The sequence below is a fragment of the Pseudomonas sp. C9-3 genome (genome assembly GCF_032392015.1).
Taxonomy (GTDB): domain Bacteria; phylum Pseudomonadota; class Gammaproteobacteria; order Pseudomonadales; family Pseudomonadaceae; genus Pseudomonas; species Pseudomonas nitroreducens.
This window is the reverse complement of record NZ_CP135919.1, coordinates 6297133-6324012: the sequence shown is the minus strand read 5'-3', so window position 1 is coordinate 6324012 and position 26880 is coordinate 6297133. Positions and strand designations below refer to the sequence as shown.

Annotated in this window: 28 protein-coding genes; 18 read left to right on the top strand and 10 right to left on the bottom strand. The window is 66.2% G+C overall.

Annotated elements, in window-relative coordinates; genetic code table 11:
* Nucleotides 1-126: 126 nt before the first annotated feature.
* The 3 genes from RS899_RS29020 to rsmD are packed head-to-tail and all read left to right on the top strand — an operon-like array spanning nt 127 to nt 3615.
* Nucleotides 127-1497 carry a pitrilysin family protein gene (locus tag RS899_RS29020; protein WP_315808658.1) on the top strand — a complete coding sequence of 457 codons (1371 nt, stop codon included), beginning with the start codon at nt 127-129 and terminating at the stop codon, nt 1495-1497.
* Nucleotides 1490-3007, top strand: a complete 1518-nt coding sequence (locus RS899_RS29015) for a M16 family metallopeptidase (protein ID WP_233297051.1) — start codon at nt 1490-1492, stop codon at nt 3005-3007. Before RS899_RS29020 ends, RS899_RS29015 begins: the two co-directional genes overlap by 8 nt.
* Entirely contained in the window at nt 3007-3615 is a 609-nt protein-coding gene (gene rsmD, locus RS899_RS29010; protein WP_315808657.1) for a 16S rRNA (guanine(966)-N(2))-methyltransferase RsmD, read from the top strand. Before RS899_RS29015 ends, rsmD begins: the two co-directional genes overlap by 1 nt.
* A gap of 5 nt (nt 3616-3620) precedes the next feature.
* Here rsmD and RS899_RS29005 read toward each other — a convergent pair whose 3' ends face one another.
* A complete protein-coding gene (locus RS899_RS29005; RefSeq protein WP_024767428.1) occupies nt 3621-3974 on the bottom strand; it encodes a hypothetical protein in 354 nt (117 codons plus the stop codon).
* 107 nt (nt 3975-4081) lie between these two features.
* Here RS899_RS29005 and RS899_RS29000 point away from each other — a divergent pair, with 107 nt between their 5' ends.
* A complete protein-coding gene (locus tag RS899_RS29000; RefSeq protein ID WP_315810481.1) occupies nt 4082-5077 on the top strand; it encodes a hydrolase in 996 nt (331 codons plus the stop codon).
* 82 nt (nt 5078-5159) lie between these two features.
* On the top strand, nt 5160-5576 hold the full coding sequence (locus tag RS899_RS28995) for a GNAT family N-acetyltransferase (protein ID WP_054907802.1): 417 nt from the start codon (nt 5160-5162) through the stop codon (nt 5574-5576).
* 105 nt (nt 5577-5681) lie between these two features.
* Here the strand turns inward: RS899_RS28995 and RS899_RS28990 are convergent, their stop codons facing one another.
* Nucleotides 5682-6335: a TetR/AcrR family transcriptional regulator gene (locus tag RS899_RS28990; protein WP_054907801.1), complete on the bottom strand. Its 654-nt coding sequence runs from the start codon at nt 6333-6335 to the stop codon at nt 5682-5684.
* 245 nt (nt 6336-6580) lie between these two features.
* Here RS899_RS28990 and RS899_RS28985 point away from each other — a divergent pair, with 245 nt between their 5' ends.
* The 6 genes from RS899_RS28985 (at nt 6581) to RS899_RS28960 (ending at nt 13207) form a co-directional block, all read left to right on the top strand.
* A complete protein-coding gene (locus RS899_RS28985) occupies nt 6581-8011 on the top strand; it encodes a coniferyl aldehyde dehydrogenase (protein ID WP_054907800.1) in 1431 nt (476 codons plus the stop codon).
* Between the two features lie 35 nt (nt 8012-8046).
* On the top strand, nt 8047-8592 hold the full coding sequence (locus RS899_RS28980) for a hypothetical protein (RefSeq protein WP_054907799.1): 546 nt from the start codon (nt 8047-8049) through the stop codon (nt 8590-8592).
* A 39-nt stretch (nt 8593-8631) separates the two neighbouring features.
* Nucleotides 8632-10227 carry a GMC family oxidoreductase gene (locus RS899_RS28975; RefSeq protein WP_205338650.1) on the top strand — a complete coding sequence of 532 codons (1596 nt, stop codon included), beginning with the start codon at nt 8632-8634 and terminating at the stop codon, nt 10225-10227.
* Between the two features lie 287 nt (nt 10228-10514).
* The gene (coaD, locus tag RS899_RS28970; protein WP_024767001.1) at nt 10515-10994 is read left to right on the top strand and encodes a pantetheine-phosphate adenylyltransferase; all 480 of its coding nucleotides are present in this window, start codon (nt 10515-10517) and stop codon (nt 10992-10994) included.
* 134 nt (nt 10995-11128) lie between these two features.
* On the top strand, nt 11129-11380 hold the full coding sequence (locus RS899_RS28965) for a YfhL family 4Fe-4S dicluster ferredoxin (protein WP_315808656.1): 252 nt from the start codon (nt 11129-11131) through the stop codon (nt 11378-11380).
* A gap of 123 nt (nt 11381-11503) precedes the next feature.
* Entirely contained in the window at nt 11504-13207 is a 1704-nt protein-coding gene (locus RS899_RS28960; RefSeq protein ID WP_315808655.1) for a gamma-glutamyltransferase family protein, read from the top strand.
* Nucleotides 13208-13218: 11 nt separating this feature from the next.
* Here the strand turns inward: RS899_RS28960 and RS899_RS28955 are convergent, their stop codons facing one another.
* The 6 genes from RS899_RS28955 to nudE form a co-directional block, all read right to left on the bottom strand.
* On the bottom strand, nt 13219-15066 hold the full coding sequence (locus RS899_RS28955) for a Na/Pi symporter (RefSeq protein ID WP_315808654.1): 1848 nt from the start codon (nt 15064-15066) through the stop codon (nt 13219-13221).
* Nucleotides 15067-15139: 73 nt separating this feature from the next.
* Nucleotides 15140-15478, bottom strand: a complete 339-nt coding sequence (locus tag RS899_RS28950; RefSeq protein ID WP_233297043.1) for a multidrug transporter — start codon at nt 15476-15478, stop codon at nt 15140-15142.
* A gap of 83 nt (nt 15479-15561) precedes the next feature.
* Nucleotides 15562-16140 carry a lysophospholipid acyltransferase family protein gene (locus tag RS899_RS28945; protein WP_054907794.1) on the bottom strand — a complete coding sequence of 193 codons (579 nt, stop codon included), beginning with the start codon at nt 16138-16140 and terminating at the stop codon, nt 15562-15564.
* Between the two features lie 94 nt (nt 16141-16234).
* Nucleotides 16235-17047 (bottom strand): bifunctional DNA-formamidopyrimidine glycosylase/DNA-(apurinic or apyrimidinic site) lyase, encoded by an 813-nt coding sequence (gene mutM, locus RS899_RS28940; RefSeq protein ID WP_024767006.1) that lies wholly within the window; start codon nt 17045-17047, stop codon nt 16235-16237.
* A gap of 103 nt (nt 17048-17150) precedes the next feature.
* Nucleotides 17151-17969, bottom strand: a complete 819-nt coding sequence (cysQ, locus tag RS899_RS28935) for a 3'(2'),5'-bisphosphate nucleotidase CysQ (RefSeq protein WP_315810480.1) — start codon at nt 17967-17969, stop codon at nt 17151-17153.
* Complete coding sequence (nudE, locus tag RS899_RS28930; RefSeq protein WP_017521420.1) at nt 17969-18535, bottom strand: ADP compounds hydrolase NudE; 567 nt, start codon at nt 18533-18535, stop codon at nt 17969-17971. Before nudE ends, cysQ begins: the two co-directional genes overlap by 1 nt.
* Nucleotides 18536-18661: 126 nt before the next feature.
* Here nudE and yrfG point away from each other — a divergent pair, with 126 nt between their 5' ends.
* The gene (yrfG, locus tag RS899_RS28925; RefSeq protein WP_315808653.1) at nt 18662-19324 is read left to right on the top strand and encodes a GMP/IMP nucleotidase; all 663 of its coding nucleotides are present in this window, start codon (nt 18662-18664) and stop codon (nt 19322-19324) included.
* 46 nt (nt 19325-19370) lie between these two features.
* Here yrfG and lysM read toward each other — a convergent pair whose 3' ends face one another.
* Nucleotides 19371-19808: a peptidoglycan-binding protein LysM gene (gene lysM / locus RS899_RS28920; RefSeq protein ID WP_054907790.1), complete on the bottom strand. Its 438-nt coding sequence runs from the start codon at nt 19806-19808 to the stop codon at nt 19371-19373.
* A 149-nt stretch (nt 19809-19957) separates the two neighbouring features.
* Between lysM and RS899_RS28915 the strand changes: the two genes are divergently transcribed.
* From RS899_RS28915 to RS899_RS28895, 5 genes are all read left to right on the top strand, one after another.
* The gene (locus RS899_RS28915; RefSeq protein WP_233297040.1) at nt 19958-20857 is read left to right on the top strand and encodes a LysR family transcriptional regulator; all 900 of its coding nucleotides are present in this window, start codon (nt 19958-19960) and stop codon (nt 20855-20857) included.
* Nucleotides 20858-20950: 93 nt separating this feature from the next.
* Entirely contained in the window at nt 20951-21787 is an 837-nt protein-coding gene (gene fdhD, locus RS899_RS28910) for a formate dehydrogenase accessory sulfurtransferase FdhD (RefSeq protein ID WP_315808652.1), read from the top strand.
* A gap of 29 nt (nt 21788-21816) precedes the next feature.
* Entirely contained in the window at nt 21817-24138 is a 2322-nt protein-coding gene (locus tag RS899_RS28905) for an FdhF/YdeP family oxidoreductase (protein WP_315808651.1), read from the top strand.
* 431 nt (nt 24139-24569) lie between these two features.
* Nucleotides 24570-25073: a hypothetical protein gene (locus RS899_RS28900; protein WP_054907787.1), complete on the top strand. Its 504-nt coding sequence runs from the start codon at nt 24570-24572 to the stop codon at nt 25071-25073.
* 122 nt (nt 25074-25195) lie between these two features.
* Complete coding sequence (locus RS899_RS28895) at nt 25196-25633, top strand: glycine zipper domain-containing protein (protein WP_054907786.1); 438 nt, start codon at nt 25196-25198, stop codon at nt 25631-25633.
* Between the two features lie 59 nt (nt 25634-25692).
* On the opposite strand, the gene RS899_RS28890 is transcribed toward RS899_RS28895, so the two are convergent.
* Nucleotides 25693-26232 (bottom strand): DUF2087 domain-containing protein, encoded by a 540-nt coding sequence (locus RS899_RS28890; protein WP_054907785.1) that lies wholly within the window; start codon nt 26230-26232, stop codon nt 25693-25695.
* A gap of 275 nt (nt 26233-26507) precedes the next feature.
* Between RS899_RS28890 and RS899_RS28885 the strand changes: the two genes are divergently transcribed.
* Nucleotides 26508-26873, top strand: coding sequence for a hypothetical protein (locus RS899_RS28885; RefSeq protein ID WP_315808650.1), 366 nt, complete (start codon nt 26508-26510; stop codon nt 26871-26873).
* Nucleotides 26874-26880: the final 7 nt, after the last annotated feature.

Genomic DNA, 26880 nt, shown 5'->3' with positions numbered 1-26880 from the left:
CGAAGCCCTGAACGTGGCCGCCCGGAAAACGGATGGGTATCCTAGCATCTCCTCGCCCGCCGGGGTTAAGAGGCTGGCCGCCAGCCTGCATAGACCCCGCGGACAGCCCGAAAGGTTCAGTCCACGATGAAAACCCTTGCACGCCGCCACACCGGCCTGCTGCTCGGTTCCCTGTTGCTGCCGCTGATGGCCGTTGCTGCCGAACCACAGCCCACCCACGAATACACCCTGGACAACGGCCTGAAGGTCGTCGTCCGCGAAGACCACCGCGCGCCCGTGGTGGTCTCCCAACTCTGGTACAAGGTCGGTTCCAGCTACGAGACGCCCGGCCTCACCGGCCTATCCCACGCCCTGGAGCACATGATGTTCAAGGGCAGCCGCAAGCTCGGCCCCGGCCAGGCATCGCTGGTGCTACGCGACCTCGGCGCGGAAGAGAACGCCTTCACCACCGACGACTACACCGCCTATTACCAGGTGCTCGCCCGCGACCGCCTGCCGGTAGCGCTGGAGCTGGAAGCCGACCGCATGGCGCACCTCGCCCTGCCGGCCGACCAGTTCAAGAGCGAGATCGAGGTGATCAAGGAAGAACGCCGCCTGCGCACCGAGGACAAGCCCAGCGCGCTGGCCTTCGAGCGCTTCAAGGCCGCCGCCTACCCCGCCAGCGGCTACCGCACGCCGACCATCGGCTGGATGGCCGACCTGCAGCGCATGACCATCGACGACCTGCGCCACTGGTACCAGGCCTGGTACGCGCCGAACAACGCCACCCTGGTGGTGGTCGGCGACGTGACCGGCGATGAAGTCAAAGCGCTCGCGCAGAAGTACTTCGGCGAGATTCCGAAACGCGACCTGCCCGCCGCGCGCAAGCCGCTGGAGCTGGCCGAGCCGGGCGAGCGCCGCCTGAAGCTGCACGTGCGCACCCAACTGCCCAGCCTGATCATGGGCTTCAACGTGCCGACCCTGGGCAGCAGTGACGACTCCCGGCAGATCAACGCCCTGCGCCTGATCTCGGCGATCCTCGACGGCGGCTACAGCGCCCGCCTGGCTTCGCGCCTGGAGCGCGGCGAGGAAATCGTCGCCGGCGCCTCGGCCTCCTACGACGCTTTCTCCCGCGGCGACGGTCTGTTCTTCCTTTCCGCAACGCCCAACGTGCAGACCGGCAAGACCCTCGAACAGGTCGAAGCCGCGCTGTGGAAGCAGCTGGAAGACCTCAAGCAGAACCCACCGAGCAAGGAAGAACTGGAGCGCGTCCGCGCCCAGGTCATCGCCGGGCTGGTCTACGAGCGCGACTCCATCGCCGGGCAGGCCAGCACCATCGGCGAGCTGGAAAGCGTCGGCCTCGGCTGGCAACTGGCGGACAAGGACCTGGAAGCCATCCAGGCCGTCACCGCCGACGACATCCAGAAAGCCGCCCGCACCTACTTCACCCGCTCCCGCCTGACCCTCGCCCAGGTCCTGCCGGAAGTCGCCACCGACAAGGAGCCGAGCCATGAGTGAACGCAATGGCCTGCGCTACGGCCTGGTCGGGCTGATCGTCATCGCGCTGATCGCCGGACTGGTGCTGTTCGTTTCCCGTCCCGCCGCCGAGCCCGAAGCGGCCGCGCCGGCGCCCGCCCCTGCACAACCAGCTGCCGCCGAAAACGCCGCGCCCACCGGCCTGCAATCGCTCGCAGAAGCCGCCGGCAAGGCGCCCAGCCACCGCAAGCTGAACATCCAGCAATGGCAGACCGCCGAAGGCGCCCGCGTGCTCTTCGTCGAAGCCCATGAACTGCCGATGTTCGACCTGCGCCTGACTTTCGCCGCCGGCAGCAGCCAGGACGGCGACACCTACGGCCTGGCCATGCTGACCAACGCCATGCTCAACGAAGGCGTGCCCGGCAAGGACACCAGCGCGATCGCCGCCGGGTTCGACGACCTGGGTGCCAACTTCGGCAACGGCTCCTACCGCGACATGGCGGTGGCCAGCCTGCGCAGCCTGAGCGAGCCGGCCAAGCGCGACGCGGCGCTGGCACTGTTCGACCAGGTGATCGGCCAGCCGACCTTCCCCGAGGACGCCCTGGCGCGCATCAAGAACCAGGTCATGGCCGGCTTCGAATACCAGAAGCAGAACCCCGGCAAGCTGGCGGGCCTGGAACTGTTCAAGCGGCTCTACGGCGACCATCCGTACGCCCACTCCAGCGACGGCAACGAAAAGTCGGTGCCCAGGATCAGCGTCGCCCAGCTGCGCGCCTTCCACCAGAAGGCCTACGCCGCCGGCAACGTGGTCATTGCGCTGGTCGGCGACCTGACCCGCGAGCAGGCCGAAGCTATCGCCGGCAGCGTCTCCAAGTCGCTGCCCAAGGGACCCGCCCTGCCCGCGCCGGGCGAGCCGCAGACGCCCAAGGCCGGCGTCACCCACATCGAGTTCCCGTCCAAGCAAACCCAGCTGATGCTGGCGCAGCTGGGCATCACCCGTAACGATCCGGACTACGCCGCGCTCTACCTGGGCAACCAGATCCTCGGTGGCGGCGGCTTCGGCACGCGACTGATGGACCAGGTGCGCGAGAAGCGCGGCCTGACCTACGGCGTGTACTCCGGCTTCACCGGCATGCAGTCGCGCGGGCCATTCACCATCGGCCTGCAGACCCGCGCCGAAATGAGCGAAGGCACCCTCAAGCTGGTGCAGGACATCGTCCGCGACTACCTCGACAAGGGCCCGACGCAGAAGGAACTGGACGACGCCAAGCGCGAGCTGGCCGGCAGCTTCCCGCTGTCCACCGCGAGCAACGCCGACATCGTCGGCCAACTGGGCGCCATCGGCTTCTACAATCTGCCGCTGGATTACCTGGAGACCTTCCTCAGCCAGGTCCAGGGCCTGAGCGTGGAACAGGTGAAGGAAGCGATGCGCCGCCACCTCGACCCGGACGCCTTCGTCATCGTCACCGCCGGCCCCACCGTGCCGCAGCAACCGCTGCCGCCGCCCACCGACAAACCCGCCGCGCAACCCGCCGGCGTACCGGAGCACTGATGAGCAAACGACCCGGCGGCGCCCCGCGCGCCGCACAGAAGCCCCACGGTGGCCAGGGCCAGCTGCGCATCATCGGCGGCGAATGGCGCAGCCGGCGCTTCGCCTTCCCCGACGGCCCGGGCCTGCGCCCGACGCCGGACCGGGTGCGCGAGACGCTGTTCAACTGGCTCGCCGCCTACGTCCCCGGCGCCCGTGTGCTCGACCCCTTTGCCGGCAGCGGTGCGCTGTTCCTCGAAGCGCTATCGCGCGGCGCCAGCGCAGGCCTTGCGCTGGATACCAACGGCGAAGCCGTGGCCGCGCTGCGCAGCACGCTCGACACGCTCAAGTGCGGCAACGGCCAACTGTTGATGACCGACTCGCTGCGCTACCTCGATGCCCCGGCTTCGCAAGCCTTCGACCTGGTCTTCCTCGACCCGCCCTTCCACCAGGACCTGCTGCAGAACGCTTGCCGCCTGCTGGAAGAGCGCGGCTGGCTGGCCAAGGACGCGTGGATCTACACCGAAAGCGAAGCCGTGCCCTCCAGCCTCGGCCTGCCGGGCAACTGGCGGCTGCATCGGGAAAAGACTGCCGGCTCGGTGCATTACGCACTGTGGCAGCGCGAAGGCTGAACCAGTCAGATGGATTTGCCGATATCGACGGAGCTGACGCGGGTCAGCTCCACGCCATCCACCACCATTTTCCACTGGCTGCCATCCCGATAAGGCGGCTTCGACACCTTGAAATGGGTATCGAGGAACCCGACACCCACGGTGAACCCATCGGCGTCATAGCTCTTGATCGGCGCCTCGATGGAGCGCGAGCCGCCACCCGAAAGGCGCTTGTAGGCAACACGCCCATCCGCCGTGATGAGCAGGCTCATTTGGGCCGAGCGCCAATCCCCGACGTACGACTTGTGATCCTGAGGCACCGGCTCGCCACAAGCCACCAGCCAGAACGCCAGGCTCAGCGCCGCGATTTTCTTCCACATGCCTCCCCTCCTTTTCATGGGTTCGCCGCGCCGAGGGAGTGCAAGACATCCATCGCGGGGCTGACTTGGCGTTACTATCGCAGCTTGTCCGCCCCCATTGTTCAATGATGACCATACCCTCCCCGTTCAAACCCGCCTGGTGGCTACCCGGCCCGCACCTGCAGACCCTGTATGGCTCGCTCCTGCGCAAGGCGCCCAGTCTCCAGCGCACTCGCGAACGCCTGTGGCTGGACGACGGCGACTTCATCGACCTCGACTGGCACGGCCCGCACGAGGCGAATGCGCCGCTGGTGCTGGCGCTGCATGGGCTGACCGGCTCGTCGTCCTCGCATTACATCCTCGGCCTGCAGCAGCAACTCGCCGCGCAGGGCTGGGCCAGCGTGGCGCTGAACTGGCGCGGCTGCTCGGGGGAATCGAACCTGTTGCCGCGCGGTTATCACTCCGGCGTCAGCGAGGATCTCGCCTCGGTTGTCGCCCATGTTCGTGCCAAGCGGCCGATGGCGCCGCTCTATGCAGTGGGTTACTCGCTGGGCGGCAATGTGCTGCTCAAGTACCTGGGCGAATCCTCGGATAGCTGCCCGCTGAAAGGCGCGGTCGCGGTGTCGGTGCCGTTCCGCCTCGACCAGTGTGCGGACCGCATCGGCATCGGCTTCTCCAAGGTCTACCAGGCACACTTCATGCGCGAGCTGGTGGCCTATGTGCAGACCAAGCGCCAGGCCTTCGCCGCCGGCGGCCATGCGGAAAACCTCGCTGCGCTGGAGCGCCTCGGCCCGCTGGACGGCATGCGCACCTTCTGGGACTTCGACGACCGGGTCACCGCACCGCTGCACGGTTTCGCCGATGTGCACGATTACTACCGGCGCGCCTCCAGCCGTTATTACCTGGGCGGCATCCGGGTGCCGACGCTGGTCATCCAGTCCAGCGACGACCCGTTCATCCATGCCAACAGCGTGCCGCAGCTGGACGAGCTTTCCGCGTCGACGCAACTGGAGCTGCTGCCCCACGGCGGTCACGTTGGTTTCATCGGCGGCTCGCCCGGACGCCCGGATTATTATCTGGAGCGCCGCATCCCGCAGTGGCTGCGCGAACGACGCGAAGCCTGACTGCGCTGGATCAGCCCAACAGAACGGGAATGAGGCAGACTGAAACTGCACCAGGAAGGAAACGCCAGAAAGGAGCGCCGCCATGCACGACACGCCGCTGACGATCCTGCAGAACCCGCCGCTGAGCAATGCCCAGTGCGCCGCTATCGCCGCGCTTTACCGCGCCGTGGGCTGGGGCTCTCCTGGCACTACTGCGGAACTGCGCGATCTCTACGAATACTCCAGCTACTTCCTGCTGGCCCTGGACGGTGAACAGGTAGTCGGCCTGTTGCGCGCGGAAAGCGAGACGGCGCAGACCACCTGGCTGGCAGAGATCGCCGTGCTGCCGAGGCTCCAATTGCGTGGAACGGGCCTGGCGCTGATGGCGCGCTTCCTCGCCGATCATCCTGACCGCACGCTTTATACCGATGCCACCGAGGGTGTGGAGGAGTTCTTCCTGCGCCACGGCATTGCTCTGCGTCGGCCACGGGTACCGGGACCGCGCAAGGTGGATGCCTGACCTTCCAGCCCGAACATTCGGCGGATAACGCTGGCGCGTTATGCGCCCTGCATGGGGGCTCGGCGTAGGGCGAATAACCGTTCACGGTTATCCGCCGATGGAATATCAGCCTTCCAACGGCACATACAACCGATCGAACACCGCCGCCACCGCCTCGCGGAATGCCGGGGCGATGTGGCCGCTTTCCAGCGCCAGCACCTGGTAGATGCCGCGCCGCATCAGCGCTTCGCTGAGGTCGTTGGCCACCTCGCGGGTGGTGCACAGATAGCGCACCCAGGAGGTGAGGATGATCCAGGCGTTCAGGGTCAGCGCTTCGAGTTGCGGTTCGTCCATCTGCAGGATGCCGGCGTCGACGAAGCCCCGATAGATCGCCTTGGCGTTGTCCATGGCGCGGCGGGCGAAGGCGCGGTAGGCGGCGGCCAGCTCCGGGTCGGAGTCCAGCAGGTGTTCCAGGTCGCGGTGCAGGAAGCGGTAGTGCCACATCGCGGCGAGCAGCGCCTCGAGGTAGAAGGTCTTGTCCTCCACCGTCAGCGTGCGCCCCTCCGGCAGGTGCAGGAACTGGTCGACGTGGTTTTCGTACTCGGCGAACAGCTGGGCGATGATCACCTGCTTGTTGCGGTAGTGGTAGTACAGGTTGCCCGGCGAGATGCCCAGGTGCGCGGCGATGTGGTTGGTGGTGACGCTGCGCTCGCCCTGGGCGTTGAACAGCTCCAGGCTGGCCTGGGCAATGCGGTCACGGGTATTGATGCGTGGTGCCATTCGCGAAACTCATCGAAGCGGATTGCGCGGACGCAAAGGTACACCGATTGCTACCACCTGACACAACTGCGGGGTGCGCCCAACTTTTCGTTGGCTGGGCCTGGCGGCGCGGAAACGGCATGCTGATTGACACTCTAGAGCAATTGCTCTAAAAAACCAGCGACAGCATAAAAACGCGAAGCATCCGAGATCCTTGTGTGAATCCACGGAGAGCTTCCCCACCCGCTTCCGCCCAGGAGCCCGTCATGGTTGCCGATATCGCCTACCTGCAGCAGACCCAGCAGCAGATCAGCCAGCTGGAAACCCTTCTCGAACGCCAGCGCCAGGCCTATCGCGCGAACCCGATGCCGGACGCCGGCCAGCGCATCCAGTGGCTGAAAAGCCTCGCCAACCTGCTGGTGACCGAGCAGAAGGCGATCATCGACGCCATCAACGCCGACTTCAGCAACCGTTCCGCCGACGAAACCCTGCTTGCCGAAGTGCTGCCCAGCCTGCACGGCGTGCACTACGCCACCAAGCGCGTGAAGAAGTGGATGAAGCCCTCGCGCCGCAGCGTGGGCATGCAGTTCATGCCGGCCTCGGCCAAGGTCATCTACCAGCCGCTGGGCGTGGTGGGCGTGATCGTGCCGTGGAACTACCCGCTGTTCCTCGCCATTGGCCCGCTGACCGGGGCGCTGGCCGCCGGCAACCGGGTGATGATCAAGATGAGCGAATCCACCCCGGAATCCGCCCGCGTGCTGAAGGATCTGCTGGCCAAGGTCTTCCCCGAGGACCTGGTCGCCGTGGTGCAGGGCGAAGTGGATGTCGGCGTCGCCTTCTCCAAGCTGCCTTTCGACCACCTGCTGTTCACCGGTGCCACCAGCGTCGGCAAGCACGTGATGCGCGCCGCCGCCGAGAACCTCACCCCGGTCACCCTGGAGCTGGGCGGCAAGTCGCCGGCCATCGTCTCGGCCAGCGTGCCGATGAAGGACGCCGCCGAGCGCATCGCCTTCGGCAAGTCGCTCAACGCCGGGCAGACCTGCGTGGCGCCGGACTACGTGCTGGTGCCGCAGAACCGTATCGACGAGTTCGTCGAGAGCTACCGCCAGGTGGTCCAGGGCTTCTTCCCGAAACTGGAGAACAACCCGGACTACACCGCAATCATCAACGAGCGCCAGCTGTCGCGCCTGAACGGCTACCTCGCCGACGCCCAGGCCCGCGGCGCCACCGTCATCCCGTTGTTCCCGCAGGCCCAGGGCCGCCGCCTGCCGCAGGCACTGGTGCTGAACGTGACCGACGAGATGAAGATCATGCAGGAAGAGATCTTCGGCCCGCTGCTGCCGGTGATCCCCTACCAGACCCTCGACCAGGCGCTCAGCTACGTCAACGAGCGCGATCGCCCGCTGGCCCTGTATTTCTTCGGCTATGACAAGCGCGAGCAGGACCACGTACTGGCGCAAACCCACTCCGGCGGCGTGTGCCTCAACGACACCCTGCTGCACGTCGCCCAGGACGACATGCCCTTCGGCGGCGTCGGCCCCTCCGGCATGGGCCACTACCACGGCCACGAAGGCTTCCTGACCTTCTCCAAGGCCAAGGGCGTATTCAGCAAGCCGCGCTTCAACGCGGCGCGGGTGATCTACCCACCCTACGGTAAATCGCTGCAGAAGCTGGTCTACAAGCTGTTCATTCGCTGACCGGCACCCTCCAAGACACAGGTGAAAAAATAAGAATGACAGACACCTCCCTGAGCGCGCCGGGACTCTCCCGGCGCGGCGTGCTCAAGATCGGCCTGCTGGGCGGGGCCTTCCTCGCCACGGCGGGCGTTACCGCCAGCCTCAGCGGCTGCTCCGCCAGCACTCCGGCCAATGGCTTTGCCGTGCTGCGCGATTCCGACCTGCCGTTCCTGCGCGCGCTGGTCCCGGTGATGCTGGCCGGCGCCGTGCCCGCCGAGCGCATGGCCGAGGCGGTCAAAGGCACCATCCAGAGCCTGGACAACAGCCTGAACCACCTCTCCCCGGAAATGCTCAAGCTCACCGTGCAGTTGTTCGACGTGCTCGCCCTGCCGATCACCCGCGGGCCGCTCACCGGCATCTGGGGCAGTTGGGACAACGCCAGCGCGCAGGATGTGCAGAACTTCCTGAACCGCTGGCAGAACAGCTTCATTTCCCTGCTGAAGATGGGCCACAGCTCGCTGCTGCAACTGGTGATGATGGCCTGGTACAGCCGCCCGGAATCCTGGGGCCACTGCGGCTACCCCGGCCCGCCGAAAATCTGATTTCGCCAGAACAACAAGAATTCGCCTGAGAGATTTCCGATGCCCGTACCCGATCTGTTCGCCGAGGGCCTGGCCCGCGGCTGGAAAGTCCACAACGGCTCGCGCCTGGACAAGGACCTGACCCTGGAGGCCGACGTCGTGATCGTCGGCACCGGCGCCGGCGGCGGCACCACTGCCGAAACCCTCAGCGCCGCCGGCTACAAGGTGCTGCTGGTGGAAGAAGGCCCGCTCAAGACCAGCAGCGACTTCAAGATGCAGGAAGCCGACGCCTACCCGAACCTGTACCAGGAAGGCATCGGCCGGATGAGCAAGGACGGCGCCATCACCATCCTCCAGGGCCGCGCCGTGGGCGGTACCACCCTGGTCAACTGGACGTCCAGCTTCCGCACCCCCGAGCCGACCCTGGAACACTGGGCCAAGGAACACGGCGTGAAGGGCCACAGCGTCGCCGAGATGGCGCCCTGGTTCGAGAAGATGGAACAGCGCCTGGGCGTCGCGCCCTGGATCATGCCGCCCAACGCCAACAACGACGTGATCCGCAACGGCTGCGAGAAGCTCGGCCTGCACTGGAAGGTCATCCCGCGCAACGTCCGTGGCTGCTGGAACATCGGCTACTGCGGCATGGGCTGCCCGACCAACGCCAAGCAATCGATGCTGGTCACCACCATTCCGGCCACGCTGGAGAAAGGCGGCGAACTGCTGTTCCTCGCTCGCGCCGACCGCCTGCTGCTCGACGGCAACAAGGTCAGCGGCCTGGAATGCTCGGCCATGGACGAGCGCTGCGTCGCCCCCACCGGCCGCAAGATCACCATCAAGGCGCGTCACTACGTGCTCTCCGGCGGCGGCATCAATACCCCGGCGATCCTCCTGCGTTCCAAGGCGCCGGACCCGAACGGCCGCGTCGGCCAGCGCACCTTCCTGCACACGGTGAACTTCAGCGCCGCCCTGTTCGACGAAGTGATCAACCCGTTCTACGGCGCACCGCAGTCGATCTATTCCGACCACTTCCAATGGGACGACGGCGCCACCGGGCGCATGTCCTACAAGCTGGAAGTACCGCCGCTGCAACCGGCGCTCAGCGCCACCCTGCTCGGCCGCTTCGGCGAAGACAATGCGCTGCGCATGGAGCAGTTGCCGCACACCAACGTGATCCTCGCGCTGATGCGCGACGGCTTCCATCCGGACAGCGCAGTGGGCTCCGTCAGCCTGCGCGGTGACGATACCCCGGTGCTCGACTACCAGATGACCGATTACACCTGGGACGGTATCCGCCGCGCCTTCCACACCATGGCCGACATCCAGTTTGCCGCTGGCGCCAAGGCCGTGCTGCCGCTGCACGCCGACGCCGGCTACGTGAAGACTGCCAAGGAAGCACACGAGCTGATCGACAGCCTGAGCCTGGAGCTGTACCGCACCCGCCTGGGCAGTGCCCACGTGATGGGCGGCTGCGCCATGGGCGAGGACCCGAAGCAGTCGGTGTGCGACAGCCTCGGCCGCCACCACCAGCTGGAGAACCTGTCGATCCACGATGGCTCGCTGTTCCCCACCAGCATCGGCGCCAACCCGCAGCTCTCGGTCTACGGCCTCACCGCGCAACTGGCCGATGCCCTGGCCAAGCGGCTGGGCAAGGCCTGAGACCGCTCCCGTAGGGCGCATAACGCGCCAGCGTTATCCGCCGCAGGTTGGCTGGCGGATAACCCGTTCCGGGTTATCCGCCCTGCAAAACCGAGCAGAATCGGGCGAAACCGCGCGCGCAGGCTCTGGCACGCGGCCTGCGTGTGACTCATCAGTCTCTCGCCGGTTATCTCAGGTAGTCCGTTCACAGAAGCACTACCAAGGTCGCTTGGCCCCACGGACATGCTGCGTTACCATCCGCCCGCTATTGCACCAGCCTGCCAACAAGAGCCGACCAGGACGCCGCGATGAATCGAGTGTTGTACCCGGGTACCTTCGACCCCATCACCAAAGGCCATGCCGATCTGGTCGAACGCGCCTCGCGACTGTTCGACCAGGTGATCATTGCCGTCGCCGCCAGCCCCAAGAAGAATCCCCTGTTCCCGCTGGAACAGCGCGTCGAGCTGGCCCGCCAGGTCACCTCGCACCTGCCCAATGTAGAAGTCGTCGGCTTCTCCACGCTGCTCGCACATTTCGCCAAGGAGCAGAATGCGAACATCCTGCTGCGCGGCCTGCGTGCGGTGTCGGATTTCGAGTACGAGTTCCAGCTGGCCAACATGAACCGCCAGCTCGCACCTGACCTGGAAAGCATGTTCCTCACGCCGTCGGAGAAGTACTCCTTCATCTCCTCCACCCTGGTGCGCGAGATCGCGGCCCTGGGCGGCGACATCACCAAATTCGTCCATCCCGCGGTGGCCAGCGCCCTGGCCGAGCGCTTCAAGCGCTGATCCGCACGCCGCCAAGGATGGCGGTTTCCGTCAGTTGACTCCCTGACTGCGTGCACTGCGCGCGCCGATACGGCACAATTTCATCCTTGTTGCTACCGATCGCCATGGCAGCCGCCCTGGTTGGAGTTGTATCGATGTCCCTGAAAATCACTGACGATTGCATCAACTGCGACGTCTGCGAACCCGAGTGCCCCAATGCCGCGATCTCCCAGGGCGAGGAGATCTACGTCATCGCCCCGAACCTGTGCACCGAATGCGTCGGCCACTACGACGAGCCACAGTGCCAGCAGGTCTGCCCGGTCGACTGCATTCCCCTCGACGAAACCCACGTCGAGAGCAAGGAAGAGCTGATGGAGAAGTACAAGAAGCTCACCGGCAAGGCCTGACTTCGCGCGATTCGACACTTTTTCATTGAGTTCTCACAAACCTGCGGCGCCGTGGATTGTCTATCCTCCACCTTCGCCCCATTTGGTTTTCCAGCCGGCAATGCCGGCGGTTCGTGAGATGCCATGTCCTCGTTGAACTCCCGCTCCCGCGCCTCCCTGCTCGGCTTCTGCAGCCTGCTGCTGCTCAGCTTCGCGCTGCACGCCGCGGAACACCCGGCCCAGGCCAGCGTCGCCACGGCGCATCCGTCCGCCACTGTCGCGGGTCTTGAAACACTCGCCGACGGCGGCAACGCCTTCGACGCCGCCGTGGCCATCGCCGCCGCGCTGGCGGTGGCCGAACCCTACGGCTCCGGCCTGGGCGGCGGCGGTTTCTTCCTGCTGCGCAAGGCCGGCAGCCCGCCGACCTACCATTTCATCGACGCCCGCGAGCGCGCCCCGCTGGCCGCCCACGCGCGGATGTACGAGCGCAACGGCAAGGTCGATCCGCAGCTGTCGCTCAACGGCCCGCTGGCCGCCGGTATCCCCGGCCTGCCCGCCGCCCTGGCGGACATCACCAGCCGCTACGGCCGCAAGACCCTGGCGAACAACCTCGTACCGGCGATCCGCCTGGCCACCGATGGCGTCTCCATCGACCGCGTCTACATCGACCGCGCCTCCTGGCGGCTGGATGCCATGCGCCAGGACCGCGAGACCGCACGCATCTTCCTCGACCAGGGCAACCTGCCCGAAGAATACAGCCTGATGCGCCAGCCACAGCTGGCCAACACCCTGGAGAAACTGGCGCGCTACGGCCGCATCGGCTTCTACGAAGGCGAGACCGCGCAGAAACTAGTGGAAGGCGTGCGCGCCGCCGGCGGAGTGTGGAGCCTGGAAGACCTCGCCAGCTACCGCACCGTCGAACGCCAGGCGCTGCGCTACCCGCTGGCCGACGGCAAGGAATTGATCAGCGCCCCGCCGCCCTCCGCCGGTGGCGTCGCCCTCGCGCAGAGCCTGGGCATGCTGCAGCAGCTGCCCTGGCAGAAGGCCGAACCCGTACAGCGCGTCCACTACGTTGTCGAAGCCCTGCGCCGCGCCTACCGCGACCGTGGCCTGCTGGGCGACCCTGACCGCGTCGCCAACCCGGTCAACCAACTGCTCGCACCGGATTACCTGAAGCGCCTGGCCGCCGGCATCGATCCGCAGCGCGCCACGCCCAGCTCTTCGCTGCCACCCGCGCCCGCCTGGCGCGAGGGCGATCACACCACCCACTTCGTGGTGATGGACGCCGACGGCAATGCCGTTGCTGCCACGCTGTCGGTCAACCTGCCCTTTGGTGCGGCCTTCACCGTGCCCGGCACCGGCGTGCTGCTCAATGACGAGATGGACGACTTCGCCACCGACGTCAGCGGCGCCAACGCCTACCAGTTGGCCGGCAGCCAGGCCAACGCCGTAGCGGGCGGCAAGCGCCCGCTGTCGAGCATGAGCCCGAGCTTCATCGAAAGCCCCACAGAGCTGGCCGCCTTCGGCACGCCGGGCGGCAGCCGGATTCCCAGCATGGTGTTGCTGGCGATGCTCGAATACCTGGACGGCAAGCCGGTGCAGCGCTGGGTGTCTTCGCCGCGCTACCACCACCAGTTCCTGCCGGACGTGATCGAGCACGAACCGCGCGCCTTCAGCGCTGCCGAAGCGGCCGACCTGCAGCGCCGTGGCTACACGCTCAAGGATGTGGGTCGCGCCTATGGCAACCAGCAGGTGCTGCTGTGGAACAAGAAGTCCGGCGAGGTGCAGTCCGCCAGCGATCCGCGCGGCATCGGCCTGGCCACCGAACTGGCGGCACCGCTGCGCTGACCAGGGATTCCTCAGGGCAGGATGAGGCCGGGCGCTTCGTCCTCGCCCGGCTCGAACAGGCCATGCTCGGTGCCCAGTTGCAGTACATTGCGCAGGCTCTGGATGATGCGGCTGACGTAGCCCAGGTCGTTCATCAGCGAGCTCATCTGCAGGCCATCCAGTTCGTGCCGGCGCACCGCAGCGAACAGACGCTGGCGGAAGGCACCGTCGAATTCGGCGGCGCTTTCGTCGAGCAGCTGCAAGCGCGCCGTCAGCGCCTCTTGCGGCAGATCGCCGCCAATCAACGAACCCAGCGCACGTACTTCCCGCAGCATCGCGATCAGGTGGCGACGCAGCTCGACATAGGTATCGCGCAGCACTGAAGGCTCGCCCTGCAGAGCCTGCCCCAGGTTCTTCTGCAGATGCTTGGCGTCCTTCACGGCATCCACCAACTGCAGCGCCACCACCTGGCAGGACAGCCAGAAGCGCTGGTGTTCCTCGTCCAGAGGGACTTCGAGGCGCCCCATGAAGCTCAGCAGATCGCCATAAACTCCCTTGATATGGCGCTGGTAGAGCACTTCCGCGCCCAGCGCATGGCGGTCGGGCGCCGCGCGCAGCTCGTTCTCGTCAATGCGCGGCTGGCTGAGCATGTCCACCGGCAGGTAGAGCGCGTGGCAGATCACCTCGATACTCAACCGGCCGAGATGTCGCAGTTCCTGGAGTACCGCGCTGGCGGCGGCATCGGCGGAATCCAGCGCGCGTTCGTTGAGGTAGCGCGCATGGGTGCGCTCGATGCTCGGCATGGCCGGCGCCATGTCGGTGATCAGCACGGCCGGCTCCTCCACTTCCGGCAACCAACGCACCAGGGCATTGGCCAGCGCGCCCTGCAGGGGCCAGAACAACGCCACGCCCATGCCATTGAACAGTGTATGGAACAGCGCCAGCTGGATCATCGGGTTGTCCGCCAGGCCCAGCGGTGTCACCAGCCAGTGCACCAGCCAGGTCAACGGCGACAACAGCAGGAAGGCCAGCACACCGGTCACGACATTGAACAGCACATGGGCCAGCGCCAGCCGCTGCCCACTGCGGTTGCCGCCCAGGGAGCCGACGAAGGCCGTGGTGACGCTGCTGCCCACATTCGAGCCGATGGCGATGGCCAGGCTCTGGCCCAGCTCCAGCTGCCCGCCGGCCAGGGCCGCCAGGGTCAGCATCAGCGTGGCGTGGCTGGATTGCAGGACCACGGTGATGAGCAGGCCGAAGGTCACGAACAGCAGCGCGCCGAGCATGCCTTCGGCACGCAGCTCGCTCATGTCCATGGCATCGCCGAAGCTCTGGAAGCCTTCCTTGATCTGGTCGATGCCCAGGAAGATGAAGGCGATGCCCAGCAGGATGCGTCCGGCAGCCTTGCTCTTGGCGCCGTTGAACCCCAGCAGGATGCCGAACACCAGCAATGGCAGCGCCAGCGGGCTCAGGCTGAGGTTCTGCCCGGCCAGCGCCAGCAGCCAGATGCCGCTGGTGGCACCCAGGTTGGCGCCGAACAGGATCGCGATGCCACCCGCCAGCTGGATCAGCCCGGTGCTGATGAAGGCAATGGTGAGCAGGGAAACCAGCGTGGAGGATTGCAGCAGGAAGGTGCCGAAGAGGCCGAACAGCAGGCTCTTGCCGCGCGTCGCGGTGCTTTTTTCCAGCCAGCGTTCGAGCTGGCTGCCGGCCAGGTCGCGCAGCCCTTCTTCCAGGCACTGCATGCCGAGCAGGAACAGCGCCAGGCCCGCTCCCAACTGCAGCAGGCCGGCGCTGGACCAGAAGGTGTAGCCCAGGACGATGGCGACCAGCAGCAGAAGCAGCGGACGCAGGTGCTTCTTCAGGCCGCTCAGGTTCATGGGCTACCCACAGGACTCACCCGGCAAGCCGGGCCGACGAGGCGGCCTCGCCGCCCCGGAACGGGACGACGGATCAGTCTTTCTTGTAGCCGCTGGTGGTGCAGCCCAGGCAACGTACGAAAGCGGCCTTGCCCGGGTCGACGACCAGCGCCTTGCCCGCTTCGCCGATATTGCCGCCGGCCGCGCTGAACGGCAGGGTCACCACGAAGGCGGCGGTGCCCACCACGGTGGCGGCAATCAGCAGCGGGCGAGCGATCAGCAGGTCACCCATCATCGAGTAGAACGGCGGGGCTTCGACGACGTACGTCGGATCACCGCTGACGTTGCTCACTTCTTCCTGAGCAACAGCCGGCAACACCGAAAATGCACAGACCAGGGCCATTGCAGTGGCGGCGGTGCGGAACAGGGTCATGGAGGGAAGTCCTTTTTTGTGTAGTTGGGCAGGCAGACTGCCATAACTATAACAGCGCTCCATGACTTGTCGCGTGACAGCCTTCAATCACCGAAGAATGCGTATTCAGGCTTTTTCGGCACGAACGGCCGGTAGAACGCCAGCATCCGGCGCAGGTCGGCGGACTCGTCGCCCGTGGGCCAGAACGGCTCGCCGATGACGATGCGTCGTCCGGGATAGTCCAGCGCCGCCAGCACGATGGGTACGCCCGCCCCGCGAGCAATGTGGTAGAAACCCATTTTCCAGCGCTCGACCTTCCGCCGCGTACCCTCCGGCGAGAGGATCAGCATCATCTCGCGGTTGTCGCGGAATGCCTGGATCGCCTGGTCCACCGTGTTCAGCTTGAGGTGGCGCTGGATCGGGATGCCGCCCCAGCGGCGCATCAGAGCGCCGAAGGGCGCGCGGAAGATGGTGTGCTTGCCGAACCAGCGGGCGTTCAGCCGCAGCACGAACTTGACCGCGAGAAACAACACGAAATCCCAGTTGGACGTGTGGTGCGCGCCGATCACCACGAACTTGTCGAGTGGCGGCAGCGCGCCTTCGATGCGCCAGCCGGCCGCACGCAGCATGCTGTGGCCGAGCGCCTCGGCGAACGGGTTGCGGGGCAGGTAGTTGCCGGACATGAATCACCTGTAGGCCCCTCGTCGGGGGCCATTGTTGTTATGGCAGAAGGTGGAGTGGCAGATCGGGCGGCAGCTTAACGGCGGCCCCGCGGCCTCAGCGTTGGCAGCGCGGACAGTAGACGCTGGCGCGCTGGCCGAGGCGCACGTCGCGCAGGGTCGAGCCGCAGACCTTGCAGGGTTCGCCACCGCGCCCGTAGGCGAAGAGCTCCTGCTGGAAGTAGCCGGGCTGGCCGTCGCCGCCGACGAAATCGCGCAGCGTGGTACCGCCGCGCTCAATGGCAATGGCGAGGATTCGCTTGATCTCCTGGGCAAGCTTCACGTAGCGCGCCCGCGAGATGGTCCCCGCCTCGCGGCGCGGGTCGATGCCGGCGGCGAACAGCGCCTCGGTGGCGTAGATGTTGCCCACCCCGACCACCACCGCGTTGTCCATGATGAAGGGCTTCACCGCCATGCTGCGGTTGCGCGACAGCTGGAACAGCCGCTCGCCTTCGAAGGCGTCGGTGAGCGGCTCCGGGCCCAGGTGGCGCAGCAGTTCATGTTCCAGCGGCGTCAGGCTCCAGAGCAGCGCACCGAAGCGGCGCGGGTCGGTGTAGCGCAGCGCCATGCCTGATTCCAGCTCGATATCCACATGCTCGTGGCGTGCTGCCGGCGTGCCGCACTCCACCAGGCGCAGGCTGCCGGACATGCCCAGATGGCTGATCAGCGTCCCCACTTCGGCATTGAGCAAGAGATACTTGGCACGCCGCTCCACCTGCACGATGCGCTGCCCGGACAGGCGCACGTCGAGGTCCTCGGGAATCGGCCAGCGCAGGCGGCGCTCCCGGACGACCACACGGCTGACGCGCTGACCTTCAAGATGGGGCGCTATGCCCCGGCGGGTGGTTTCGACTTCAGGTAATTCGGGCATGGATCACTACTGCTGAAAGCTTTCTGTAGAAGCGAGCTTGCTCGCGAACGAGTTCACCGGCAACACCCGCGTCAAGCGGGCTCGCTCCTACAACGGTATGGGGTCAGTCCAGCGCGCGAGCCAGCTGGATCAGATCGTCGCGCCATTCGGCCACCTTGGGCAGCGCCAGGAAGGACGAATTGAGGAAACCTTCCCGCGCCTCATAGGTAAAAGGCTCGCCCTTGGTATCCAGCACTTCGCCGCCGGCGCCTTCCAGCACACCCTGGGCGGCTGCCGTGTCCCACTGGCTGGTTGGCGCCAGGCGCGGGTAGCAGTCGGCCGAGCCTTCGGCCAGCAGGCAGAACTTCAGCGAACTGCCGATGTTGGCCAGGTTCAGGTCGCCAAAGCGCTGCGCGAGGCCGGACAGCAGGCTTTCCTGCTGCGGGCTGGAATGGCGCTTGCTGGCCACCACGGTAAAGACGTCTTCCGGGCTGCTGCGCACCTCGATGGCTTCGGGCTCGCCGCGACGCTCTTCGCGCCAGGCGCCCAGGCCGGTACCGCCGTAGTAGCAGCGACCGCTGGCGGGGATACCGACCACGCCGAAGATCACGCGCCCGTGCTCGATGAGCGCGACGTTGACGGTGAACTCGTCACTGCCGGAAATGAACTCCTTGGTACCGTCCAGCGGGTCCACCAGCCACCAGCGGCTCCACTGGGCCCGTTGTTCCAGGGGAATGTCGCAATCCTCCTCGGACAACACCGGCACATCCGGCGCCAACGCGCGCAGGCCGTCGGCCAGCAGGCGGTGGGCGGCCAGATCGGCGGCAGTCACTGGCGATTCGTCGGACTTGCTCTGGACATCCAGGTCGCCCTGCCAGAACGGCAGGATCACATCGCCCGCCTTGTGCACCAGGTCGATCACGGCAGGCAGGAAGGCATTCATCACGGTTGGAACTCCCCTCGTTGGGTCAACAGGTCGCGCACCAGGTAGAGCGCGGCCAGGGCACGCCCTTCACTGAACTGGGCATTCTGCGCGAGGCTGGAGAGCTCGCGCAGGCTGATCCTGTCCACGCCCATGGGCTCGGGCTCGTCGCCGGGCAGCGATTCCTCGTAGAGGTCACGGGCGAGCACCACCTGGATGCGCTGGCTCATGTAACCGGGCGACAGGGACAGCTCGGTGATGTATTCCAGCTGACGGGCGCCGTAACCGGCTTCTTCCTTCAGCTCGCGGTTGGCGGCGTCGAGGATGTCCTCACCCGGCTCCACCAGGCCCTTGGGCAACGACAACTGGTATTCATCGACCCCGGCGCAGTACTCCTCCACCAGCACGGCGTGCTCGGCGTCGAGCATGGCGATCACCATCACCGCACCGTAGCCCTGCCCTTTGCCCACCAGGCGCTCGTAGGTCCGTTCGACGCCATTGGAGAAGCGCAACTGCAGCTCCTCGACGGCGAATAGCCGGCTTCTGGCAACGATCTCTCGGGCGAGGACCGTGGGTTTCTGACGCATGGGGCGACTCCTGGGGGTGGCCGGGTCGGCTATGATAACCCGCCTTTTCCGATTCTCCGTGTCAGATATCGCGCCGATTCCGTCCATCGGCGGCGCAATTGCGACACCCTTTTGCGAAAGCCCAGCATGCCACGCCTGCCCTGGAACCAGATCGACACCGTCCTGCTCGACATGGACGGCACCCTGCTCGATCTGCATTTCGACAACCACTTCTGGCTCGAACACCTGCCGCAACGGTACGCCGAGCACCACCGCATCAGCCGCGCCCAGGCCGATGCCGAACTGCTGCCACTGTTCCGTGACAACGCCGGGCTGCTCAACTGGTACTGCCTGGACTTCTGGAGCCGCGAGCTCAAGCTGTCGATCATGGACCTCAAGCACGAGGTCGCCCACCTGATCGCCCTGCGTCCGGACGCCGATTTCTTCCTTGCGCAACTGCGCGAACACGGCAGGCAGGCGGTGCTGATTACCAATGCGCACCGCGATTCGCTGACGCTGAAGATGCAGCGTGTAGAGCTGGCGCCCTGGTTCGATCGGTTGATCAGCTCCCACGACTACGGTTTTCCCAAGGAAGACCAGCAGTTCTGGCAGGCACTGCGTGCGGACGTCGACTTCGACCCGGCGCGCAGCCTGTTCATCGACGACAGCCTGCCGATCCTGCGCGCGGCGCGGACCTTCGGCATCGGCCATCTGCTTGCGGTACGCCAGCCCGACAGCCGCCAGGGGCCAAAGGACACCGAGGAATTCGCTGCCCAGGAAGACTACCGGGCGCTGCTCGAAGGCTTGTGAGGAGCGCAGAAACAACGAGACCGGCACTGGGCCGGGCTCGGGGACATCACTCCGGAATCCGCAGCACCTGGCCGGGATAGATCTTGTCCGGATGACTGAGCATCGGCTTGTTCGCCTCGAAAATCTTGTTGTAGAGGTTGGCGTTGCCGTACTCCGCCTTGGCGATGGCGCTGAGCGTATCGCCCTTCTTCACGGTGACGAAACGCGCCTCGGCAGCCGGCGTGGCGACGCTGATGTGGTCTTCCACACCCGACACGCCCGCGACGTTGCCCAGCGCCAGCAGGATCTTCTCCTTCTCTTCCTGGCTGGCCACTTCACCGGTGGCGATCACCTTGTCGCCCTCGACGCTGACCTGGATGTTCGGGTTGCCCAGGCCCACCTTGGCGATATGGTCCTTGAGCGAGTCGGCGGCCTGCGCCTCCTGACCCACAATGCTTTCCCACAGCTTTTCGCCGGCTTCCTTCACGAACGCAAAAATGCCCATTTCCAACCTCCCTACGGTTACAGTGACAGGCGGCCGGCATTGGGCAGACCGCGCGCCCCTGGAGTCTAGTCGCCGACTTCCGCAGCGCCCGACGGAATACTCCTAATCCCGCCTTAACCCGACAGAACGCCCCCGGAGCTCTCCCGCCGATGGACATCAAGCAGCTGAAATTCCTCTGCGCGCTGGACGAGACACGGCACTTCGGCCAGGCGGCGGCACGCTGCCACGTCACTCAGCCAACGCTGTCGATGCGCGTACGCAGCCTGGAGGAGGAACTGGGCCTTGAACTGGTGCGCCGTGGGCAGCGCTTCGAAGGTTTCACCGAAGCCGGCGAGCGCGTACTCGCCTGGGCCCGGAGCCTGCTGGCAGCGCATGACGGGCTCTACGCAGAAGCGGCGGCCTGTCGCGGCCAATTGGTCGGCACCCTGCGCCTCGGCGTGGTGCCGCTGGCAGGTTTCGACCCCATGCAGCTGATCGAGCTGTTCGCCCAGCGCCACCCGGAACTGCGCTTCCAACTGTTCGCCCTGAGTTCGGAGAACATCCTCGAAGGACTCGGCCGCAATCAGCTGGACCTCGGCCTGTCGTACCTCGACCGCCTCGACCGCGAACATTTCGAAAGCCTCGAACTCGCCGCTACCCGCATGGGCCTGCTGCACGACCGCCGGCACTTCCAGATCGACGGTCCGAGCCTGAGCTGGGACGCACTGGCGGAGCTGCCGCTGGGCCTGCTCTCGGCCGGCATGCACTTCCGCCAGTCCATCGACCACGGCTTCCGCAGCCGCGGCCTGGCGCCTCGGGCACGCCTGGAAACCGATGCTGTGCACCAGTTGGTGCAAGCCGTCGAGCGCGGGCTGTGCTGCGCGATCATGCCGCTGGGCAGCGGGCTGGATGCCCAGGGTGAACACTTCGTGCTGACCCCGATCGACGACGCGCGCACCCTGTCGCCACTCGGGCTGATCCTGCGCCGCAGCGAGCCACGCTCGGCGCTGGCCGAAGCCTGCTTCCACGAAGCGGCGGTCCTGCTGGGCAGCGACTCGCCCGACCGATAAACCGCATCTATCACAACATCGACAGCAGCCATTAGACGCTACCCCGGCATCGGCATAGGCTGGTTGTATTACTAGAACCACAGGGCTCAGCCCATGCCTTGCCTGATCACCCGCCCGGCCAGCGCCGCGGTCCGGGATGCCGTCGTGCCTGCCGACGGCTACAGCTACGTCGAACTCACCCCGCAAGGTGCCGGCGGCCGCGCCGCCTTGGCCGGGGAAGCCGCCCTGGCCATCGCCTACAACGGGCTCAGCCAGGCCGTGATGATGGTCTCGCCGAACGACCTGGAAGACTTCGTCCACGGTTTCAGCCTCGGTGCCGGCCTCATCGAGTCCATCGACGACATCTATGACGTGAGTCTGACGGCACATGGTGAGGCCATTACCGCCGAGGTGCAGGTCAGCAATCGCGCCTTCTGGGCCCTCAAGGACCAGCGCCGGCAACTGGCCGGCAACACAGGCTGCGGCCTGTGTGGCGTCGAGGCCCTGGACCAGGCGCTGCCCGGCCTGCCGGTATTGCCGCGCGCGCCCCTGCCACCCGTCGCCCATTTCGACCACCTGCGCGAGCGGGTCAACGCCGTGCAGGAGATCGGCCGCCGCAGCGGCGCGCTGCATGCCGCGCTGTTCGTCGATGCCGCCGGCGAGATTCGCCTGTGCCGCGAGGACATCGGCCGCCACAACGCCCTCGACAAACTGGTCGGCGCGCTCAAGCGCCAGCGCCTGGAGCTGGCCGGCGGCTTTGCCGTGGTGACCAGCCGCTGCAGCCTGGAACTTATCCACAAGGCCGTTCGCGCCGGGCTCCCCACCCTGGTCAGCCTGTCCGCTCCCACCGCGCTCACCGTGCAGTGGGCCCGCGAGCACAACCTGAACCTGATCCACCTGCCCCATCGCAGCGCGCCCCGGGTCTACAGCCCGGCGCCACCAGCGGCCTGAACGCCCGCTTTTTCAAAGAAAGAGATTCCATGAGCCTGCAGCAAGAAAATCCCCGCTACCAACCCTACAAGGGCGCCGCCGCTGGCTGGGGCGCGCTGATCAGCGTCACGCGCTTCTGGCTGGACAGCAAACAGCCGTTCAAGAACCTGCGCGCCCTGCTCAAGACCAACCAGAACGGTGGCTTCGACTGCCCTGGCTGCGCCTGGGGCGACTCCCCCGAAGACGGGCGGGTGAAGTTCTGCGAGAACGGCGCCAAGGCAGTTAACTGGGAGGCCACCAAGCGCCGCGTGGACCCCGCATTCTTCGCCCGTCACAGCGTCACTTCGCTGCGCGAGCAGAGCGATTACTGGCTCGAATACCAGGGCCGCCTGACCGATCCGATGCGCTACGACCCGGCCACCGACCGCTACCGGCCGATCGCCTGGGACGACGCCTTCGCGCTGATTGCCGAGCACCTGAACGCGCTGGAAAACCCCAACCAGGCCGAGTTCTACACCTCCGGCCGGGCCAGCAACGAGGCGGCCTTCCTCTACCAGTTGTTCGTCCGCGCCTTCGGCACCAACAACTTCCCCGACTGCTCGAACATGTGCCACGAGGCCAGCGGCGTGGCTCTGGGCCAGAGCGTCGGCATCGGCAAGGGCACCGTGACCTTCGATGACTTCGAGCACGCCGATGCAATCTTCGTCTTCGGCCAGAACCCCGGCACCAACCACCCGCGCATGCTCGAACCGCTGCGCGAAGCGGTGAAGCGCGGCGCCCAGGTGGTCGCCTTCAACCCGCTCAAGGAGCGCGGCCTGGAGCGCTTCCAGCACCCGCAGCACGCTCTGGAAATGCTCACCAATGGCTCCGAGCCGCTGAACACTGCCTTCTTCCGCCCGGCACTGGGTGGCGACATGGCTGCCGTGCGCGGCATGGCCAAGTTCCTCCTGCAGTGGGAGCGCGAAGCCCTGGCCAAGGGCGACCCGGCGGTGTTCGACCACGCCTTCATCGCCGAACACACTCAGGGCGTCGACGCCTACCTGGCGGTGCTGGATGACACCAGCTGGGAGCACATCGCCCAGCAGTCGGGCCTGAGCCTCGCGGAAATCGAGCAGGCGGCGATCATGTACCGCCGCGCCGAGCGGGTGATCGTCTGCTGGGCCATGGGCATCACCCAGCACCATCACTCGGTACCGACCATCCAGGAACTGGTCAGCCTGCAACTGTTGCGCGGCAATGTCGGCCGCCCCGGCGCCGGCCTGTGCCCGGTACGCGGCCACAGCAATGTGCAGGGCGACCGCACCATGGGCATCAACGACCGCCCGCCGGCCGCCCTGCTCGATGCCATCGAACGGCGCTTCCAGTTCAAGGTGCCGCGCGAGAATGGCCACAACACCGTCGAGGCGATCAACGCCATGCTCGACGGCCAGGCCAGGGTCTTCATCGGCCTGGGCGGCAACTTCGCCCAGGCGACCCCGGACAGCCCGCGCACTCATCAATCCTTGCGCAATTGCGCGCTGACCGTGCAGATCAGCACCAAGCTCAACCGCAGCCACCTCACCGTGGGCGGCGACGCGCTGATCCTGCCGTGCCTGGGGCGCACCGACATCGACCGTCAGGCTGAAGGCCCGCAGGCAGTGACCGTGGAAGACTCCTTCAGCATGATCCACGCATCCTTCGGACAGTTGGAACCGTCGTCAAAACAGATGCGCTCGGAGCCGGCCATCATCGCCGGCATCGCCAAGGCCACCCTGGGCAACCACCCGGTGGACTGGGACGCGATGATCGCCAACTACGACCGCATCCGCGACCTGATCGCCGACACCATCCCCGGCTTCAGCGACTTCAATCGCCGTGTGGCCAACCCTGGCGGCTTCCACCTGGGCAACTCGGCGGGCTCGCGGCGCTGGAACACCGCCAGCGGCAAGGCCAACTTCCACCACCACCCGCTGCCAGCGGACCTGGTCCACGCGAAGATCCGCGAGACCGGCCAGGAGCCGCACCTGATCCTGCAGACGCTGCGCTCCCATGACCAGTACAACACCACCATCTATGGCCTGGACGACCGCTACCGCGGCGTGCGCGGCCACCGCGAAGTGGTGTTTGCCAACGAGGCAGACATCCGCCGCCTGGGCTTCGAGCCGGGCGAGAAAGTAGACATGGTGTCGCTCTGGTCCGATGGCGTGGACCGCCGCGTCAGCGGCTTCACCCTGCTGGCCTACGACATTCCCGCCGGCCAGGCTGCGGCGTACTACCCGGAGACCAACCCGCTGGTGCCGCTGGACAGCCACGGTGTCGGCAGCCACACGCCAACCTCCAAGTTCGTCGCCATCCGCTTCGAGAAAGCGCGACCGAGCCAGCGCATCGCGTGATGCCCTTCACGGCGCTCCCACCGGAGCGCCGTCCACCCCCCGTTCGCGAACGCGCCAGCTCCTGCAGAAAAGCCGCTGCTCTTTTGTAGGAGCGAGCGTGCTCGCGAAGCTTTTCTCGGACGCACCCTTGCCTCGTCTTGCGAAAAATCCGCTAGACGCGCATCGAGTAGGAAGAGGCTGAAAGGTAAACTCGGAAGGAAAAGGGCGCTTTCCGTGAAAGGCCATCATTTCAATGGCATTCTGTGAGAAAAACACATCAAAAGCGGAACCCTGGAATAACACTCAGACCGCCCAAAATCGAAAAAGTTCTGACCTAAAATCAATTACTTGCATTATTTGATGAAAGTCGTGTTACTCGTCGGAACCCCCTTGTCAGAGCCTTCGCACGAACCGAGGATCGCCCCCAACATCCCCACAGAGAGATCCTCTCTATGAAGTACTCCTCGATGCTCCTGTTGTCTCTTGCGCTGGTCGGTGGCACCGCCTTCGCGGACGGCGACACCCGTGCCGGCGTCGGTGGCGCCCTGGGCGGGGTATTGGGCACTGCGGTCGGCCAGGCGGTCGGTGGCAGCACCGGCGCCGCCATTGGTGGCGGCCTTGGCGGTGCAGCAGGCGGCGCCATGGGCGCACGCCATGGCAACAAAACAGAAGCCGCCATCGGCGGTGGCCTGGGCGCCGCGGGCGGCCAGGTGCTGGGCAACAAGATGGGCGGCACCACGGGCGGCCTGATCGGCGCGGCCCTGGGTGGCGGCGCCGGTGGCGCACTGGGTAACCACTACGCCGACAGCAACCGCGACGATGACGACGACTACGATGGTCGCCGCGGCTACCGCCATGCGCGCTATGACGATCGTCGCTACGACCGCCACTGGCACGATAACGGTCGCCACCGCGGCTGGTACAAGCACAAGCACCACCGCCGCCACTGGGACTGATCCAGGGCATTGCAAACCTCGATCAGTCCACGTAAGCGACGACTGACAGCCGGGCTAGATTGCCCGGCTGTTTTCTGTGCGGGACAATTTCATCATTCCTTTCCTACTTTCAGGTTCGCAACATGCGTAAGACTCTTTCTGTTCTGGCACTGGCCCTGCTGGCCAGCCACGCCGTGGCCGACGACACCAAATCCGCCATTGGCGGCGGTGTCGGTGGCGCACTGGGCAACGTGGTGGGCGGCGCCCTGGGCGGCTCCACCGGTGCAGCCATCGGTGCCGGCGTAGGCGGTGCAGCTGGCGGCGCAATGGGCGCGAAGAACGGCAACAAGACCGAGGCGGCCATCGGCGGCGGCCTGGGCGCAGCGGGTGGCTCGGTCATCGGCAACAAGGTTGGCGGCTCGACCGGCGGCGCCATTGGCGCAGGCCTGGGCGGCGCGGCTGGCGGTGCACTGGGCAACCACCTGGCCGGTGACAACGACGACGACCACCACAGCGGCAACAAGAGCCACCACAAGGGCAAAGGCCACTACAAGCACAAACACAAGCATCACGACGACTGACAGATGCCTGTATGAAAAAGCCCGCCAATTGGCGGGCTTTTTCGTTCAGGGCTTCGATATCAAGCGCAGGCCGGCAAACACGACAACAACGCACTCAGCTCCGCCGGCGGGCGTCGCTCGATGCGCCGGTACTCGCTACCGTCATCGGTACGTGCGAGCCAACCGCCATCCACCAGCGACCGTCGCAGCAACAGGTGGTCGCCCAGGCACTCCTGGGCCCGCAGCCGTTCGTTGATTTCCTTCTCGCTCCAACGCTGGCGTGGCGGCAGCCTTGACCACAGCACCCACAGGCAGGCCTCGCGGTGGCTGTGTTTCTTCGGCCAGCGCTGCAGGCAGCCGGACTCGTCGAAATAGCGCCGCCATTGTTCGACGCGGCGGAAATCCACTACCGCCTCGGGCTCGGCTACGCGCGACAGGCGCGCTTCGGCCTGCTGGCTCGCGCGCAAGGCCTGGTAGTTACGGAAGCCAACCGCGCGGGCCAGCAGGTTGAGCATCTCGACGTGGCTGGGCCGTTCGGACGTTTCGTCCAGCTGGCGGGCCAGCGATTTCGCCAGGGCGGAGATGTCGGGAGCGTGATAGGGCAAGCGTTGCCTGGACACAGTGCAATCCTCGTTGCGTGCCAAGACCTCGCGGAGGAGGTAATCGGGGGTCGCCGACTTCCGATGCGGCACTGGGAAAGTGTGTCGGATCGTCAAAGATGCGGGGAACCGCGCGGCAGGTTTAGCGCTCTCCATACGGAGGCGGCGACGCCTGGGTGAACTGCCGACCGACGGCCAGCATAGGCTTGGCGGACCACCCGGGACAAGCCGCATGTCATCCGGCCAGCCTCGTATAGGCTTGTCGGGAAGGGATCACTGGCCACAAGGAGTCATTCGTGAAAGCGCTTGCTGCCGCCGGTCTGCTGCTGTCGCTTGGCGCCGTGAAGACCGCGCACGCCGGGGACTGGCAGGTCTGCCAGATGGAAGTGGAGATCATCGGGGCGCTAAAACTGCCCGTGCGGGGCCTGGAAGGCCGCGTGGAGTCGGTCAAGCCGCGGGCCGCCGGCGCGGATTGCCCGAATCGGGGCGCGCTGATCGCCTTCGAGCCGGAAAGCGCCGACTGGCAGAGCATGATCCCGCGTAAGCATTGGCCAGCGCCAGGGCAGCGGGTGTGGATGCGCTACCAGTACCTCGATGGCATCTGCAAGGGCGACGGCAACAGCCGGCCGTGCCGGATCGAGCATTATCCGATGGGCTGGTGACGCAACC

Excerpts from the sequence above, each read along its gene's own strand:
- RS899_RS28980 (WP_054907799.1), top strand. The coding sequence starts at position 8,047 with ATGACAGACACCTCCCTGAGCGCGCCGGGACTCTCCCGGCGCGGCGTG.
- RS899_RS28990 (WP_054907801.1), bottom strand. The coding sequence starts at position 6,335 with ATGGCACCACGCATCAATACCCGTGACCGCATTGCCCAGGCCAGCCTG.
- rsmD (WP_315808657.1), top strand. The coding sequence starts at position 3,007 with ATGAGCAAACGACCCGGCGGCGCCCCGCGCGCCGCACAGAAGCCCCAC.
- RS899_RS28975 (WP_205338650.1), top strand. The coding sequence starts at position 8,632 with ATGCCCGTACCCGATCTGTTCGCCGAGGGCCTGGCCCGCGGCTGGAAA.
- RS899_RS29015 (WP_233297051.1), top strand. The coding sequence starts at position 1,490 with ATGAGTGAACGCAATGGCCTGCGCTACGGCCTGGTCGGGCTGATCGTC.
- RS899_RS29000 (WP_315810481.1), top strand. The coding sequence starts at position 4,082 with ATGACCATACCCTCCCCGTTCAAACCCGCCTGGTGGCTACCCGGCCCG.
- yrfG (WP_315808653.1), top strand. The coding sequence starts at position 18,662 with ATGCCACGCCTGCCCTGGAACCAGATCGACACCGTCCTGCTCGACATG.
- RS899_RS28995 (WP_054907802.1), top strand. The coding sequence starts at position 5,160 with ATGCACGACACGCCGCTGACGATCCTGCAGAACCCGCCGCTGAGCAAT.
- lysM (WP_054907790.1), bottom strand. The coding sequence starts at position 19,808 with ATGGGCATTTTTGCGTTCGTGAAGGAAGCCGGCGAAAAGCTGTGGGAA.
- RS899_RS28915 (WP_233297040.1), top strand. The coding sequence starts at position 19,958 with ATGGACATCAAGCAGCTGAAATTCCTCTGCGCGCTGGACGAGACACGG.
- RS899_RS28985 (WP_054907800.1), top strand. The coding sequence starts at position 6,581 with ATGGTTGCCGATATCGCCTACCTGCAGCAGACCCAGCAGCAGATCAGC.
- RS899_RS28950 (WP_233297043.1), bottom strand. The coding sequence starts at position 15,478 with ATGACCCTGTTCCGCACCGCCGCCACTGCAATGGCCCTGGTCTGTGCA.
- fdhD (WP_315808652.1), top strand. The coding sequence starts at position 20,951 with ATGCCTTGCCTGATCACCCGCCCGGCCAGCGCCGCGGTCCGGGATGCC.
- cysQ (WP_315810480.1), bottom strand. The coding sequence starts at position 17,969 with ATGAATGCCTTCCTGCCTGCCGTGATCGACCTGGTGCACAAGGCGGGC.
- RS899_RS28960 (WP_315808655.1), top strand. The coding sequence starts at position 11,504 with ATGTCCTCGTTGAACTCCCGCTCCCGCGCCTCCCTGCTCGGCTTCTGC.
- RS899_RS28900 (WP_054907787.1), top strand. The coding sequence starts at position 24,570 with ATGAAGTACTCCTCGATGCTCCTGTTGTCTCTTGCGCTGGTCGGTGGC.
- RS899_RS29005 (WP_024767428.1), bottom strand. The coding sequence starts at position 3,974 with ATGTGGAAGAAAATCGCGGCGCTGAGCCTGGCGTTCTGGCTGGTGGCT.
- RS899_RS29020 (WP_315808658.1), top strand. The coding sequence starts at position 127 with ATGAAAACCCTTGCACGCCGCCACACCGGCCTGCTGCTCGGTTCCCTG.
- nudE (WP_017521420.1), bottom strand. The coding sequence starts at position 18,535 with ATGCGTCAGAAACCCACGGTCCTCGCCCGAGAGATCGTTGCCAGAAGC.
- mutM (WP_024767006.1), bottom strand. The coding sequence starts at position 17,047 with ATGCCCGAATTACCTGAAGTCGAAACCACCCGCCGGGGCATAGCGCCC.
- RS899_RS28945 (WP_054907794.1), bottom strand. The coding sequence starts at position 16,140 with ATGTCCGGCAACTACCTGCCCCGCAACCCGTTCGCCGAGGCGCTCGGC.
- RS899_RS28905 (WP_315808651.1), top strand. The coding sequence starts at position 21,817 with ATGAGCCTGCAGCAAGAAAATCCCCGCTACCAACCCTACAAGGGCGCC.
- RS899_RS28965 (WP_315808656.1), top strand. The coding sequence starts at position 11,129 with ATGTCCCTGAAAATCACTGACGATTGCATCAACTGCGACGTCTGCGAA.
- RS899_RS28955 (WP_315808654.1), bottom strand. The coding sequence starts at position 15,066 with ATGAACCTGAGCGGCCTGAAGAAGCACCTGCGTCCGCTGCTTCTGCTG.
- coaD (WP_024767001.1), top strand. The coding sequence starts at position 10,515 with ATGAATCGAGTGTTGTACCCGGGTACCTTCGACCCCATCACCAAAGGC.
- RS899_RS28895 (WP_054907786.1), top strand. The coding sequence starts at position 25,196 with ATGCGTAAGACTCTTTCTGTTCTGGCACTGGCCCTGCTGGCCAGCCAC.